10 protein-coding genes are annotated in these 15,481 nt (G+C 50.7%); all 10 read right to left on the bottom strand.

Features of this window, described 5'->3' with window-relative positions; translation table 11 throughout:
* Nucleotides 1-122: 122 nt before the first annotated feature.
* The 10 genes from L4C36_RS18605 to kduD all read right to left on the bottom strand — a co-directional run bounded on the left by L4C36_RS18605 (nucleotide 123) and on the right by kduD (nucleotide 15,449).
* A complete protein-coding gene (locus L4C36_RS18605; protein ID WP_428479301.1) occupies nucleotides 123-1,853 on the bottom strand; it encodes a dipeptide ABC transporter ATP-binding protein in 1,731 nt (576 codons plus the stop codon).
* A 4-nt stretch (nucleotides 1,854-1,857) separates the two neighbouring features.
* Nucleotides 1,858-3,000 (bottom strand): ABC transporter permease, encoded by a 1,143-nt coding sequence (locus tag L4C36_RS18610; protein WP_428479302.1) that lies wholly within the window; start codon nucleotides 2,998-3,000, stop codon nucleotides 1,858-1,860.
* A gap of 12 nt (nucleotides 3,001-3,012) precedes the next feature.
* Nucleotides 3,013-4,071, bottom strand: a complete 1,059-nt coding sequence (locus L4C36_RS18615) for an ABC transporter permease (RefSeq protein WP_428479303.1) — start codon at nucleotides 4,069-4,071, stop codon at nucleotides 3,013-3,015.
* 83 nt (nucleotides 4,072-4,154) lie between these two features.
* Nucleotides 4,155-6,071 carry an ABC transporter substrate-binding protein gene (locus L4C36_RS18620; protein ID WP_428479304.1) on the bottom strand — a complete coding sequence of 639 codons (1,917 nt, stop codon included), beginning with the start codon at nucleotides 6,069-6,071 and terminating at the stop codon, nucleotides 4,155-4,157.
* A gap of 70 nt (nucleotides 6,072-6,141) precedes the next feature.
* Entirely contained in the window at nucleotides 6,142-7,893 is a 1,752-nt protein-coding gene (locus L4C36_RS18625) for a DUF2264 domain-containing protein (RefSeq protein ID WP_428479305.1), read from the bottom strand.
* A 114-nt stretch (nucleotides 7,894-8,007) separates the two neighbouring features.
* On the bottom strand, nucleotides 8,008-9,342 hold the full coding sequence (locus L4C36_RS18630) for an anaerobic sulfatase maturase (protein WP_428479306.1): 1,335 nt from the start codon (nucleotides 9,340-9,342) through the stop codon (nucleotides 8,008-8,010).
* Between the two features lie 162 nt (nucleotides 9,343-9,504).
* A complete protein-coding gene (gene gnpA, locus L4C36_RS18635; RefSeq protein WP_428479307.1) occupies nucleotides 9,505-11,661 on the bottom strand; it encodes a 1,3-beta-galactosyl-N-acetylhexosamine phosphorylase in 2,157 nt (718 codons plus the stop codon).
* Nucleotides 11,662-11,693: 32 nt separating this feature from the next.
* Nucleotides 11,694-13,211 (bottom strand): sulfatase-like hydrolase/transferase, encoded by a 1,518-nt coding sequence (locus tag L4C36_RS18640; RefSeq protein WP_428479308.1) that lies wholly within the window; start codon nucleotides 13,209-13,211, stop codon nucleotides 11,694-11,696.
* Between the two features lie 10 nt (nucleotides 13,212-13,221).
* Nucleotides 13,222-14,445: a glycoside hydrolase family protein gene (locus L4C36_RS18645; protein ID WP_428479309.1), complete on the bottom strand. Its 1,224-nt coding sequence runs from the start codon at nucleotides 14,443-14,445 to the stop codon at nucleotides 13,222-13,224.
* A gap of 242 nt (nucleotides 14,446-14,687) precedes the next feature.
* Nucleotides 14,688-15,449 (bottom strand): 2-dehydro-3-deoxy-D-gluconate 5-dehydrogenase KduD, encoded by a 762-nt coding sequence (gene kduD, locus L4C36_RS18650; protein ID WP_428479310.1) that lies wholly within the window; start codon nucleotides 15,447-15,449, stop codon nucleotides 14,688-14,690.
* Nucleotides 15,450-15,481 lie beyond the last annotated feature (32 nt).

Genomic DNA, 15,481 nt, shown 5'->3' on the forward strand with positions numbered 1-15,481 from the left:
CTTTTTATAAATATGGTTTTTTGGGTAATAAAAACCTTTTTATAAATATGGTTTTTTGGGTAATAAAAACCCTACCGAGCGCGCGAACGCGCTCAGTGAGGGAATTTGAATAAAATTAAGCGTTAAGCCGTCAGGCGCGCTGGTTCTTCGACCAGTTGTGGCTGTTCAGCGCCGGCCTCTAATGGCGGCAACTCGGCTTTAGGTACCGCATCAATCAGGCGTTTGGTGTATGCCTCTTGAGGGTTATTGATGATTTGATCCACCGAACCTTGCTCCACGATACGGCCTTTCTCTAGTACCACCATGCGGTCACAGAAATATTTCACTGTGGCGATGTCATGGGTGATCAGAATGAACGACGTCCCGTAGCGGTTTTGGTATTCAATCAGCAGATCCAGTGCACGAGAGCGCAAGGATACGTCCAGTGCCGCGGTCGCTTCATCGGCAATCACCAGCTTTGGACGCGTGATTAGCGCACGGGCGATAACGATACGCTGACGCTGACCGCCTGAGAAGGCGTGTGGATAACGGGCCGACCAATCACGGTGTACTCCAACCCAGTCCATCACTTCATGCAATTCTTTCGTGCGTTCTGCGTCACTCATTTCTGGCTTTAGCTGACGCAGCGGCTCAAGAATGATATCCGCAACGGTCATGCGCGGGTTCAACGATGACATCGGGTCTTGGAAAATCAAACGCAAGTCAATGAACAGATGGTCACTTTGCTTACGGGCCAGGTTGACCAAATCCACATCCAAGTTACGGCTAGGATCGCAGTATTGAATGCTACCGGATGTGGCATGATCCAACCCAAGGATCGCACGACCTAAGGTCGATTTACCCGACCCTGACTCGCCCACGATGCCCAGTGATTCACCTTGGTTCACCACAACTGAGACGTTATCTAACGCGACCAGTTGCTTGCCTTTCTTGAAGAAGCCACCGCCGTTTTCAAACACTTTGCACACGTTGCGTGCATCAATCAGTGGCTTGGTCGCCGTTGAGTTGGCTGCGTTGTATGGAATTTTCAGTGCTGACGGCAATTCCAAGCGACGCGTGGCATCCATCAACTTAGTGGTGTACGGGTGCTGTGGGTTTTCATAAATCTGACGCACATCGCCACGCTCTACCACTTCACCGTCTTTCATCACAACGACGCGATCGGCAATCTGCGCGACAACGCCTAAGTCGTGAGTGATGAACAGAATCGACATATTAATCTCTTGCTGAAGCTTGGCGAACAAGTCCAAAATTTCAGCTTGAGTCGTTACGTCGAGTGCCGTTGTTGGCTCATCGGCAATCAAAATATCCGGGCGACTGGCAATGGCCATCGCGATACACACACGCTGGCGTTGACCGCCAGACAATGCGTACGGGTATTTATCAATCAACGTATCGGGATCCGGCAGTAACACTTGCGTCAGCAGCTTAATGGTTTGCTCACGCGCTTCTGATTCCGTTAGCCCCTTATTACACATGAATAAGGTTTCTTTGATTTGGTCACCCACGGTGTGCACCGGGCTCAATGCACTCATTGGCTCTTGCGAGACCAGCGAGATGCGTTCAGCACGGATGCGGCGCATCTGTAGGCTGTCACTTTCTAGCGTGGTGATGTCGACTTTTGACCCATCCACATGCAGCAAAATCTCACCGGTATCTATATGGCCGGTTTTACCCAAAATTTGCAAAATCGCTTTTGACGTTACGGATTTACCTGATCCCGACTCGCCAATCACAGCTAGGGTTTCACCACGAATAATATCGAAGCTAAGGTCTTTAACGGCATGTTTGGAGCCCAGTGTGCTGTCAAAGCTCACGTTCAGGCCATTAATTTCTAATACTTTATCAATCATCTCGTTATACCTCATGGTAAGGGTCTGTCGCATCGCGCAAGCCATCGCCCAGCGAGTTCATTGCGAGAATAACGAACACCACCATACCCGCAGGATAAAGCAGCCAAGGCGCATCAGCGACTGAGCGGATATTTTGTGCTTCTTGAAGTAGAACACCCCAACTTACCACTGGCGCTTGCAAACCAAGGCCAAGGAAACTCAGTGACGTTTCACCCAAGATCATCGCTGGAATCGCCAATGTAACCGCAGCAATAATGTGACCCATAAAGTTCGGTACCATGTAGCGACGAATGATTGACGCTTGTGAGTTACCGTCCAGCCACGCCGCATTGATGAATTCTTCATTACGCAGTGACATGAAACGTGAACGCACTTCTCGCGCCATGTCAGGCCAGGTCACACAACCCAAAATCAGGGTAACAAGGAAGTACTTGGTGATGCTGTCCCACTCACGCGGTAGCGAGGCTGTCAATGCCATCCACAACGGTAGCGTTGGGATCGCTTTAATCACTTCCATGATGCGGTTCGTCACCGTATCAAACCAGCCCCCTTTCAGGCCCGCGATAGAACCAATTGTGATACCGATGACCAAGCTGAAGAACACACCCATCAAACCCACTGACAGCGAGATACGCGCACCGTGGATCACACGTGACAGCATGTCACGGCCCATTCGGTCTGAACCCAGCCAGAAGAACGGTAGCTTCTTATCATGCGGTACGATGAACTTGGTGGTCATCGGGATGAAGCCCATCAAGTGGTACTCGTCGGTTTGGCCGAAAAATTCAAAGTACGCTTTCTTGTTTTCATCCAATTGATAAGATTTTTGCAGCGTCATTGGATCCGTTTTTACGCTGTACACGCTCAGGTGAGGCGCCCACTGATAACCGTCTTCCGTTTTATCAATGAAATGCATTTCCTGCGGCGGTGCAAAGGTGTAACGACGCCAGCTGTCACCCGACTCAAACGGGGCAAAAAACTCGGCAAACGGCATTGCAACCGTGTAAGCCACCAACAAGAACCAGAAGCTACACCAAGCTAGACGGTTGCTGCGGAACTTGTGCAGCATCAGCTGAGAGGCCGTAGCCGTCTCTTTATCCAACTTCTTCAGTTTAAAAATATTTAGTCTTTCTACTAGAGCACTCATGTCTTTATTCCTTTAAGCGCCTGCACGAATACGTGGGTCAATCAAACGAAGTAGAATATCGGAAACCAGCGTACCAATGATGGTGAGACCACCCATGATGAGCAGGATGTCGCCGGCCAGTACCATGTCTTGTTTTTCTAACGCCTGAAGCATCAAGGTGCCCAGCGTTGGCATGTTCATTACCTGACTGACAATGATGTCAGCGCCTAGCAGTACCGGCAGTTTCCAGCCGATGGTTGCTGCAACCGGGATCAGGGCTAAACGCACAGGGTATTTCATGGTCAGTTCGCGCTCGCTCAAGCCTTTTGCTCGTGCGGTCGTCACATACGGTTTGTTCAGCTCTTCCATCAAGTTGGCACGCACTTTACGGATGATGGTGGCCATACCCGCGGTACCTAAAACAAGAATGAAGACCCAGCTACGCTGGAAGGAATCCCAGAACTTGGCCAATGACATAGGCTGACCCAGGTACTCATCCGAGTTCAAACCGGTGATCACCACGCCAAAATGTTCATAACCAATCAGGATAGCGATGATAGCGATAACGAAGTTCGGCGTGGCCATTCCTAAGAAACCGATAATCGTGCCGACATAGTCACCCACAGAATACGGACGCAGGGCGGAATAAATACCGATTGGAATAGCCGTCGCAAACATGAAAATCAATACGCCAGACATCAGCAACAAGGTCACTGGCAGACGAGTTTTGATCGTGTCCCACACGGGCTCTTGCGTTGACAGTGACATCCCCAAGTCACCGGTCAGGATCCCTGAGAACCAATCCCAGTAACGGACAAGCAGCGGTTTATCCAAGCCATATGTTTCACGGAGAATTTCTATCATTTTTGGGTCAACGGTTTGGCCCAGTGATTGAAGCTCAGCAATCTTCGCGGTGGCGAAGTCACCTTCCGGTAAGTCAATCACAAAGAAAATGATGACGGACATACATAAGAAGGTAAACACCATCAAACTGAAACGAGACAAACCGCTCGCCACCATTGGATGCTTCTCGAAAAATGGCGCAACAATGGAGCCCACTTGGTCTCTTGCGCCGATTAAGAAATTGCTCATTTCAATTCCCCTAAATCCCTATATTGTGTCGCTAGCGTGTAAGGGAGAGCGGCCTGCACCGCCCCCCTTATTTTTTGGTGTTATTATTTTTTATCAAACCACAACTGACCAACACGCATTGGTGCAGGTGTCATCAGGTTGTAAGACTCAGGCATACCTTCTGGTACGTTGCGCAATTTATCGTTCACGATCACTGTGCTTGGTAGGCCATTTACCGTACCGATAGCGAAGAAGTTCTCTTCCGCGATGTCGATAATTTGCTGCATAAGCTCGTTTTGCTTCGCCTTATCCGCGGTGATGCGGATCTGGTTGTACAGGTCAATCTGCTTCTTCACTTCTGCTGGTGGCTCAACCGCAGAATCTGCATCAGGTGTCGCTGACCAGTTGTACCAGCCTAGGCCGAATGTCGATTCAGGCGAGAACGGCATGTACCAGCGTGCTTCATCGATGATGCCCACACCACCGTCGCCGTACCATGGGATCACGTCGTAGTCATTCGCAAAGCGCATTGAGTTCTGTAGTGAACGGTCAACGATACGGATGTCCAGCATCACGCCCACTTCTTGCCAGTGCTTCTTCACCATTTCCAGTGCGTCACGGGTTTCCGGCTTCACTAGCGTGGTGCTTAGCGCTTCAATACGGATACGCTCACCGTTTTCCATTAGACGGAAGCCATCTTTGTCACGGTTAGTCAGGCCTAGTTTGTCCAGCATCTGGTTTGCTTTCTTCAGATCAAACTCGGTGTATTGCTTGGCAAAGTCGTCGCTGTAGAACGGCGATGCATCCAGTGGTGCGGCCTGGTACGGTTCTACCGCGCCCGCAAACAAGGTTTCGCTGATATCCCAGCGGTCAATCGCGTGAGACATCGCAACACGGAAGTCTTTGTTCGAGAACAATTCACGTTTCACGGGATCTTTTGCGTTTTGGTTCAATGCAATCACCAACACGTTCATGCGTGTTTCAGGGCGTAGCATCACTTTGTAACCTGACTTTTCAGCGTTACCGAAAATCAATGGACGGTTAGCGGCGTTATCGATGTGACGTGCTTGGAAGTCCGTTTTACCTGCAACCGCACGCAGTAACATTTCTTCTTTGTTTTCAGAGAATGTCCACTTCACGGAATCAATGTACGGAAGCTGGTTGCCCGCCGTATCGACCTGCCAGTAGTACGGGTTACGTACGTATTCTGCAAATGGTGCGTTCGCAGATGGTGGGGTTTCTACCACCCACGGTGCCATGGTTGGGCGATCCGCGTTCGCGTAGAACGGCGTGAAGTAATGCGCAGGGCATTTCACTTCGTAGTATTCACGCCAAGAAGAGAAGCCATCCGCTTTTACCAATTTTTCAACGTCAGCATTGAACTGAGGCTGGAATTGAGAACAGTATGTTTTGTTGAACGCAGCGATGTTAGAACCATCCACACCCGCTAACTGGCGAATGAACAGACCGTTTGGCTCTTTTAGCGAGATTTTTACCGTGTGGGCATTGATCGCTTCTGCTTTTGCCGCATCGTGGCTCTTGAAGAACAATGGACGGTTACCCGCATGGTTCGGATCCCCCAGTACATCATTCACGTAGTAAACAATATCGTGTGCGCTGAACTCAGAACCATCAGACCACTTCATGCCTTTACGCAAGAAGATGGTGTATTCCGTGGCTTCTGCGTTTGATTCGTAGCCTGTTGCTAGGCTTGGCACGACATCGGTGTAAGTGTGGTTAAACGAAAATAGGTTGTTATTACCCAGAATACGCATGCGGTGACCGTTATCACCCCACAAACCCACTAAATCCAGCGTACCGCCGTATTGGCCGACCGATTGAAAAGGCGTCACAACCAATGGGTCTTGCGGTAGACGTTTTTCAACTGTCGGTAGCTTGCCTGCCTTGACCAGTGCGTCAAGCTCAGGCGCTTGCTGATATGCAAAAGCAGGTAAAGACATAATCGTTGCTATCGAAGCAGCAAGTAGGGAGTACTTACGGTTGAAAATGTTACTTCTCATACATTTCTCCGGAGAGTTTTGAAAAATAAAAACGATATTGGATAAGGTGTACACACCAAGACCCGTCAAATTATTGCTTTGCTGTGATAACCTTCATGAGCATTACACTGTGACCTTTTGTCACCTTGCCATGAATGACAGGCACAGCGGCCTGGGCGTAACGAATGTTGGTATTCGGCGCACACGGCATCACACCGTAATGGCCCGTACCGTCGAGCAGTTGCAACTCACTCACTAGCGAGGTGCCAAGTACGCGGGCATCAGGTAATGCATCCAGTTCACCAATGCATTTCACCCATGTATCGACCGCATGGCCGGACAAAATAAAATTAAACGCATACTGGGCATTAATGGTGTGGCGGCGATATTCCTCGCCCTGCTCAAACCACTGCACGGTTTCAATGGTGCAGCCATCAAAGGGCTGCCACACGGTGATAAGCTGTTGCTCACGCAGTTCTGAGGTCAATAATTGATTGCGGAAGAACCAGTCTTGGCTGTCAGGGTGCTGACACGCCATGACGTTGTCACCGATAAAGCCTTGCTCAATCCAGCGCAGCGCTTCAACGCCGAACCCGTGGGCAGAGGAATACGCAAACTTGAGGTATTTATCGTGACTGTTACGCAATTCAGCGGCAGAAGGCGCGCCAGTCAGCAAAATACTGATCCCGTTATGACGGGCGATCAGCTGCTTGTTCTTTTCCAGTGCGACTTGGGTTGACTGCTGGGTAATATCACTTTCTTTCGCCAACCAGAAAGGATGCGCCGCAGGTAATCGCACGGCCGCAAAGCCTTTTAGTGCTAACAGCGGTGACATTGGGCTGTTGTAAAATTCGCTGGCAATCAAGTTCGGGTACGCAAAGCCAACACTCAATTTACCTTCGCTGATGATCGGCTGTTGGCTCCACCAACGTAGTGTGGCGGCCCACAACGTTTTCATGTCGCTAACGGTAAGGTTGACACGGCTGAGCGCAGCAGGGTAACAGGCCAATTCGCTCCAAATGCCAGCACCGGCAAAGCGGTAGGACATTGAGCGGCCATAGGCAACAGGCGCACCGTCTTCACCCGTCCACAGCGCAAAGTTTTGTGCAAACAAGGCCGCACGGTGAATAAACAGCTGCGCGTATTGATTTAATTCAGAAGACAGATCATCGGTCACGGTATTCACCCAGCGGGCAAACAATAAACCGTAATAATGGAAGGCAAACGGGTTGTAATAGTCGGTACAGCCGCTGCGGCCATCACGGTACCAACCATCGCCTAAATACATGTTGTCGATTTCAAGCAAATCGCTTTGTAATACGTCAGCGTTATATTCTGCGCCCACATGACGTAGCGCCATTAATATAAGCACGCGAAAGAAGTGCCAGTTATTATTCGGGATACGAATATCAGTTGCACTTTGCAGCCAGGTAATTAACTGCTGTTGTTGCGCGGCTGTCAGGCGATCAAAGAACACACACTCCGCATCTACCATCGCCATGGCAATGGCTGACATTTCGACGCAACGTTGACTGAAATCGACCGGCTCCCCCCAGTACGCATCATGTGCAGGGTTAATCCCGTTGATCACGGCATTAAGCAGTTCAGACAATAATTCAGGCGCGTCGTTTGCTAGCGGCACCGCACCCCATAAAATACGCGCAACACCCTCTAAGTTAAGAGCTTTATCGTCATAATGGGCATGGCCAGTGGCATCAGACAATGCCGCTTGTTCAGGACGCATCTCCGCAACTTGTGCACGAATAAACGTGGCAAGCACATCGACGGTTTCACATCGATTGCGGTACATCACACCATTGTGATTCATGGCGATTGTTTTCATTGTCTAGCGTCCTGAAGCAGTTTCGATAAATATATTTAAACGCATTTCTTATATTTTCAAAACTGCTTTTCATATTTAATGCCCACTAGATCATATTTTTTATTTAGTACTCTCTCAATTTGTGATCAATGCACTATTCATTACTAGGCTTGCAGGCTTTCCGCGCAGTAAAAGGCCTGCCATCTCACGTATTTTTGGCGCGGAGTGGGTGAAGAAATCATGATAAGAAGGACAGAGATAATGCAATGGACTCTCATTATTAGACCCAAAAACAAAACGATGTTTCGGACAGCCACCTTGGCACGCATGTAACCATGCACATTGGCGACATTGCGCACTCAACGTCTGTTGCTTTGCCAGACCAAACGCGCGGTTCGGTACGCTGTGCTTAATAGCGTCGAGCGTGGTGTGGTGAATATTGCCAAGGAAATGTTCCGGATAGACATAGTGATCGCACACATACACGTCCCCATTGGCTTCTAAGGCAAAGTTACTGCCGCACCGTGCCGCATGGGAGCACAACGTCGCGGGATAGCCCAATTGACTGGCGAGTGCACTGTCAAACAACTGGACAAAGACCTTACCCACATCGCGCGTCACCCACACATCAAACACTCGGTTTAAAAAGTCACCAAATTGCGCCGGCCCTACCGACCACGGCGTCACACTGGCTTTGGGATCATCCGGCAGTACCAGGTTCAATGCCGTATTTACGCCCTTCTCCGTATGCATATCCATCGCACTGCGCTCCACCAGCGGAATAAATTGCAGAAAATCACTGCCAATAGAGACCAAAAAGTCATAGACCGCTTCCGGCTGCTCGCCATTCACATCGTTCACTACGGTCAAGGTATTGAACCGCACACCGTGTCGACGCAAAACCGTAATACCACGCATCACCAAATCAAAACTGGGCTGCCCATTGCGCTTCACCCGATAGTGATCATGCAACGCTTGGGGGCCATCAATAGAGATCCCCACCAAGACCTGATGTTCAGCAAACAACTGCGCCCATTCATCATCAATCAATACGCCGTTAGTTTGGAACGTGTTAGTGATCTGCTTACGCTGACCGGTGGCCTGATATACCGTTTCAACATAAGCGTTCTGCAAGGCAAATGCATGGCGATAAAACGCGATACCTAACAGCGTGGGCTCCCCACCCTGCCACGCAAACACCACGTCAGGGCCTTGCTGTGCGTCGATTTGCTGCTGAACGTATTGCGTGAGTGTCTCATCACTCATGCGCCAGTTTTTCTGCCGCTCAGGGTAGAGCTTTTCTTTTTCCAGATAGAAGCAGTACGTGCAGTCCAAGTTACACACCGACCCACTCGGCTTGGCCATGGTATAGCAGTGCGGTGACACAGGCAGTTGCGCGGCCGCGTCTGCCCATTGTTGATACAGCGGGTGTGTTGCGATAGCAGGAGAAAACAAGTGAGAGGTGTTCATTACAGTCCTTGCCAGTGAGTACTTCGCCGTGTCGTGTGCGGCCAAAGCGTGACATCCAAATAAAAAACGGGCTCAACCGAAGTTGAGCCCGTAAGATAATGATAAAGCTGTCAATTAACCTTGGGTTGCATCACAAATCATGCAACCCTTAGTGCCATTAGATCACGCTTCCAGCCAGCGCCACTCGTAGCCTTCCAGCACCATCTCATGCTGCTGGCCTTGGGTGTCTGTTACTGTCACCGCTTGTGGTGTCTCCGTGTAGTTCACCACGGTGGCTTTACCTGTGCTTGGGTAGTAACACGCATCCACGTTCGCGCTGCTTGATAGCCATGGGTAGCTTTCCTGATCAGACTGCGACAACCACAACAAGATATTCTGCAACAAGCGGGCATTGGTCATGGTGAATGGCAAGTTGCCGAGGTACACCGAGCGGCCTTGACCGTATTCACGTGCCGTCAATGCCAAGTGCTGACCTTGTGCCGCAATCACGCTCATGTCGTGCGCTTGTGGGTAGACGTAGCTCAAGTTACCGAAGTCTTCTTCACCCGTCAGACACTGCGCCAAGAAGTGTTCGCCATCCAGTTGCACTGGCTGCGCCACTCGGCCCATGGTCAGAGACGTTTCTTTTTCCAAACCGAACACATCGCCCAACTGGAAGAAACGGCCATTCTGTAGGTGTGCTGACGGATCACAGATCCCCAATAAACCACCGCCGTTACCCACGAACTCACGCAATGCTGTGATGATCTGTGGATTACCCCAGTTTTCACCGCCACTCCATGCCGAATCAGCGTCACCGGTATTGATGATCACCTTGATGTCATCACTGATGCCGTGTTCAAGAATGTCTTCAAAGCTGATGAATTCCACCTCAAACGGCAGACCCGCCAAACATTCCAATGGGTTGTTGCCCACAAGTTCCATCACGTCTGGACGTGGCGGCACGTAGAAACGCTGATCTTGTGCTTGGTTTTGTAGCCAAGAACGCGCCACACCCCATGCGTTTAACACGGCAATTTTGCCACCGACTTTGGCTGACGCTTCACCACCAGTGTGCTGACGATAAACACCGAACTCACCAGAAAGTTGCGTAACATGGTCGATAAAGTGCGGGAACTTGTTCGCAAGCGACAAGTAACCACCGTAACCGATGCGATCCAACGGCTTGTGAAGCATGGCACGGCGGATCTTCACCCAGTTCGCCATTGACTCGATCACTGGGTTGTTGCCTTCGCGGAACACATCCGGGAAGAAGTACGGGTAGAAACGGGCTTCTTTGATTTGATCGCCCGCAGAATCGGTCAGACGACGCAATGCCACACCGTCTTCTACCGCGCCCACGTTAATGTCGATACCGATCTCTTGGTAAGACGGAAGGAAAGGTTCGGTGCCGATCCAGTGGTCACCCTGGAACATCGCCGCACGTTTACCTGCATCATGCGCCATTTGCACCAGTTCACCGGCAAACTTCGCCACAAACTTCTGAATGAACGCCATCCAGTCACGGTACGGCTTGCTTGGTACTTTGTAGGTGCCGTTGTAGTAACCCGCATCCACGAAATCTTCCGGCGTTAGGCGGTAACCGTATTCTTTCTCGAAATCATCCAGTGCTTCTGGGCTCACGGTTTCGCCGTAGCCTGTCCAGTCGCGGTAGATATCTTGGTTCTTCTCATTGGCATCAATCACGAACAAGAAAGCAAAGGTGGTGAAACGAACAACCGACGTATTCGGGTGATCGTCCAACCACTGCGCGAAGTAACGCTTCAAGTGTGCGCGACATTCTGGGTGGTACGGGTCAAGACTGCGGATCTTGTCACCCGTCCAACCGTTGGTCAGTGCGTTGTACATCGACACACTGTCCCATACCTGACGTACCATGACAGACGCGGTGTATTCATGGAATGGCGTGGTGTCACGCACCACAATAGTGCCGTTCTCAGCCACAAAATCCCACTGCTCAACCGGTACCACGTCATTGGTGGTACGGTTACGCACTTCCCAGTGTTGTTTCGGGTTGCTGTTATCGTCCAGTTCGTATTTCTCGACACAGTAGCCCTGCAGCGGGTGGATCACCAACTCGGTTGCCATCGCCGTTAACGGGAATGATGACAAGTATTTACGGTGAAGGTACTCAGGGTGCGCTTTCGCGTAAGCCTGATCGGCGCGAACGATACACAATACCGAATAAATATCGCAATCTTGCTCTGCCAATGAATCTGGCATGGTGGTGCCGTCACTGTCACGTAGGGCATCAGCCTGCCAACGTTTGTACAGATCCAATACCACTTCTTCCTGTCCCACTTCCACTGGAAGTGTCATGTGTCCTTGCGTTGTGTGTGCCATGCTAATTCTCAAACCTCGATAGCCAGTTGTACGTCTTCGCGCTTAATGCCTTGGGTTGGCAAACCTGTGTCGTAATCACGCACGATAGGTGCAACACCGTCTGCCGGACGTGGACGGAACAGCCCCATCCATTCTCTTTCTTTTTCAGGGCGCCATGGTCGGCATGCCCACTCAAACGTGCGGAAGGTATCGCGAATATGATCCATATACGCCAGCAGCTCATCGTGAAGCTGGTTACGCACGTCAATGTAATCTGGGTGTTCAATCAGGTTGTGGACTTCGGCACGGTCGTTCACACGATCGTACAGTTCATCCGTGCCCAGCAAGTTGATCACCAACTTATGGGTGTCGGTGATCCAGCCACGCACCGGAATGAAACCACCGTTCGAGTCGTGTTCCACTTCGTAGCGGTTAAATTCCACCATCACACCGTTAAACTCACGCTCAGTCGGTGTGTCTTCCAACAAATCATTGCCCGGCATGATTGGCGGTTGTTCAATGCTGGCCAGCTTCATGATGGTCGGCATAATGTCGATGTGGCTCACCGGACGATCAATCACGGTACCGGCTTTTTCGCCGTCAGTGTTTTTGATGATCAGCGGGATATTGGTGATTTCGTCGTACACCGCTGCACCTTTGCCCCACAGTTTGTGGGCGCCGTTCATCTCACCGTGATCGGAGGTGTACACAATCCAGGTGTTCGCCAACTCAGTCTCATCCAAGTGGCTCAATACGCGGCCAATCTCTTCATCGACAAAATCGTTGCAACCAAAGTACAGCGGGTTGATGAAGTACTGCGAGCCGACACCTGCACCTTTGGCGTGTGACCATAAACGGTGATGCAATGGCTTGCTTGCCAAGTCATCAAACGCCGCTTCACCCAAATCAAATTTGAAGTCTTTGAACTTCTCCACATGCTTCGGTGGGCATGTGAACGGATGGTGTGGTTCGTCATACGACAACACCAACAAGAACGGTTTTTCTTCTACGCGGTGCTGCTCAATGAACGTCAAGCCGCGGTTAGTAATACGGTGACCCCACGTAAAGTCCGCTTTGATCTCGTGCGCTTCCAACTCCGCAGGGCTGTTCAGGCCACGGCGCCACAAGGTGATCTCTTCTTCGGTTAATTCGTTGAGGTAGTTGACCCCGTCGTACCAGAAATCAGGATGCCAGCCAGGAGGACAGTTGCCCGTCCCGAAATAATCGTGGCCATCTAAGTGCCATTTACCGATGTAACCGGTGTTGTAACCTTCCGCTTGGAAGATCTGCCCCATGTGACGAATGTTGGTGCCCAGCGCAAGGTTATTGGTCCATGCGCCGCTTTGGTGCGAATACATGCCCGTGAACAAACCGGCACGCGCTGGCGTACACAGTGGACACGTGGTGTAAGCGCTATCAAAACGCACACCGGTATCCGCCATGCGATCCAAATGTTGGGTATCTGTTGCCTGACCGGAGTAGCGCTCAACCACGTTCGCGCCCTGGCTGTCGGTCATGATCAGGATGATGTTAGGTGCCTTTTTCATTGCCAACGCCTTACCAGAAGAAGTGACGGTAACCGTGAGCACGCATCAGCGCCTCAAGGTAGTAGTAATCGCCGTACGGCAACATGTTGTCGCACAGACCCACTTTCACGAACGATGCGCCATTGGCCAGCAAGCCTTCCGCTTGTTCGTTGTCACACAGGTCACAGCTGTTCATCAGCCCTTGTAACAGGTACAAGCCCCAATCACTGAACTGTGCCGCTTCTTCCAGCAACTGGGCACGTTGTGCGTCATCACGCGGCAACAACTCGGCTTTGTCTTCCAAGGCTTGTGCAATCAACAGGAAGCCTGCCGCCGTGATCGCCCCGGCTGAGCTGTCTTTGTACTGAATTTCATCAGCAGGCAGGCGGTAGTCCCACACTGGCACACCGTCTGGCGTGATCACGTCAGCAGCAAAACGCGCGACTTTCTTGGCCAGATTCAGGAAGTTATCGTCTTTGGTGTACAAATACGTTTGCGCGTAACCGTGGATCGCCCACGATTGACCACGCGCCCAGCATGATTCATCGGCATACCCTTGGAAGGTTTCGCCTTTCACGGGGGTTTGGTAAATCGGATCAAAGTTGTACGAGTGATAGGTTGAGTAGTCGTCACGCACAATGTGCTTGGCCAACGTTTCGCTATGGCGGATCGCCACTTCACGGTAACGCGGTGCACCCGTCACTTCAGCTGCCCAAAACAGCAATGCGGTGTTTTGCAGCGAGTCGATGATGGATTTGCCTTGGATCACGTCTGGCTTTTCCAACGCCAGCGGATGGGTATCGTTCCACGCCACAATGTAGCCGCCCACTTTACGGAAACGGTGGATCAAGTGATCCGCCGCACGCAGCGCCATCATTTTAGATTCTTCGCACCCGGTCAGTTTGTATTCTGCCACGCAGCTCAAGCTGTACTGGAAGCCCAAATCATGATCCAACCAGAACGGGTCAAGCAGCATGTTGGCGAAGTAGGATTTACGCAGTTTTGCGCTGTTTTTGAATTGTTCATCCGCCGTCGTCTGGTAGCACAACCAAAGCTGGCCCGCCCAGAAAGACGAGACCCAGTCAAACGCCCCACAATGGGTCCAACTGAAATCCGCATTACCAATTTTTGGATTGCGCTCCCCAATGCGAGGAATATTGCGTTTAATGGTCGCCATCACCTTGGGTAGATGATCCAGTACGCGTTTCTTATCAAGCTCACCCGGCAATGGGGGTAAAGCAATAAACTCATTCATGTGCTACTCGCCAATAATCAATCAAGCATCATGCAAACAATGGGAAAGGGTATGAAGGGGATTTTACGCAAGCTGAAGGCAAAAAAAATAGCTCAAAATCACAAAAAGTAAAACATTGTTTCAAATAAAAAGAATTACAATTCCAATCGAACACCTACGCAAGATAATACCTCCACATCACAATACGAAGGCATAAAAAAGGCCAGCTATACAGCTGGCCTCTCTCGGTATAAAGCAGAGAATTAGCGCGCGAGCCAGCCGCCATCAACCGCCAGTGTATAGCCGTTAATGTACGCCGCCGCAGGCGATGCCAAGAACACCGCTGCGCCACCCACATCGGCAGAGGTGCCCCAGCGGTTCGCTGGAATGCGCTCACGAATGGCTTTTTCACGCACTTCATCGGCACGCAACGCTGCAGTATTGTCTGTGGCCATGTAACCTGGGGCAATCGCATTCACGTTAATGTCTTTTGACGCCCATTCGTTAGCAAGTGCACGCGTCAAGCCCATTACTGCACTCTTAGACGCCGTGTAAGAAGGCACACGAATACCGCCTTGGAATGACAACATAGAGGCAATATTGACGATTTTACCGCCATTTCCTTGCTCTTCAAATACACGGGCCGCCGCCTGAGACATCATGAACACCGCTTTGATGTTGATGTTCATCACGTCATCCCAATCGCTCTCGCTAAAGTCGATAGCGTCTTCGCGGCGGATAATGCCGGCATTGTTCACCAAAATATCAATGTGGCCGTGCACCGCTTTCGCCTGTGCAATCACATCATTCACCACCGACGATTGACTCAGGTCTGCAGTAATATTGAAAAACGCCTGACCGGTTTCAGCAATCAGTTCAGGGGTATTACCTGCATCGGCATAGTTCACACCAATAATGTCAGCCCCTGCTTGTGCAAGTGCCAACGCCATGCCTTGACCTAAACCCGTATTACAACCGGTGACAATAGCGACTTTCCCTTCTAGCCTAAAAGCATCAAGAATCATTTTGAAACCCTGTTTTAATTTTTTAAACCCAA

Source organism: Photobacterium japonica, from assembly GCF_050337005.1.
In the GTDB taxonomy this organism is placed as follows: domain Bacteria; phylum Pseudomonadota; class Gammaproteobacteria; order Enterobacterales; family Vibrionaceae; genus Photobacterium; species Photobacterium japonica.

Bases quoted from the DNA above. Each gene is read 5' to 3' on its own strand.
- L4C36_RS18605 (WP_428479301.1), bottom strand. From the start codon at position 1,853: ATGATTGATAAAGTATTAGAAATTAATGGCCTGAACGTGAGCTTTGAC.
- L4C36_RS18610 (WP_428479302.1), bottom strand. From the start codon at position 3,000: ATGAGTGCTCTAGTAGAAAGACTAAATATTTTTAAACTGAAGAAGTTG.
- L4C36_RS18615 (WP_428479303.1), bottom strand. From the start codon at position 4,071: ATGAGCAATTTCTTAATCGGCGCAAGAGACCAAGTGGGCTCCATTGTT.
- L4C36_RS18620 (WP_428479304.1), bottom strand. From the start codon at position 6,071: ATGAGAAGTAACATTTTCAACCGTAAGTACTCCCTACTTGCTGCTTCG.
- L4C36_RS18625 (WP_428479305.1), bottom strand. From the start codon at position 7,893: ATGAAAACAATCGCCATGAATCACAATGGTGTGATGTACCGCAATCGA.
- L4C36_RS18630 (WP_428479306.1), bottom strand. From the start codon at position 9,342: ATGAACACCTCTCACTTGTTTTCTCCTGCTATCGCAACACACCCGCTG.
- gnpA (WP_428479307.1), bottom strand. From the start codon at position 11,661: ATGACACTTCCAGTGGAAGTGGGACAGGAAGAAGTGGTATTGGATCTG.
- L4C36_RS18640 (WP_428479308.1), bottom strand. From the start codon at position 13,211: ATGAAAAAGGCACCTAACATCATCCTGATCATGACCGACAGCCAGGGC.
- L4C36_RS18645 (WP_428479309.1), bottom strand. From the start codon at position 14,445: ATGAATGAGTTTATTGCTTTACCCCCATTGCCGGGTGAGCTTGATAAG.
- kduD (WP_428479310.1), bottom strand. From the start codon at position 15,449: ATGATTCTTGATGCTTTTAGGCTAGAAGGGAAAGTCGCTATTGTCACC.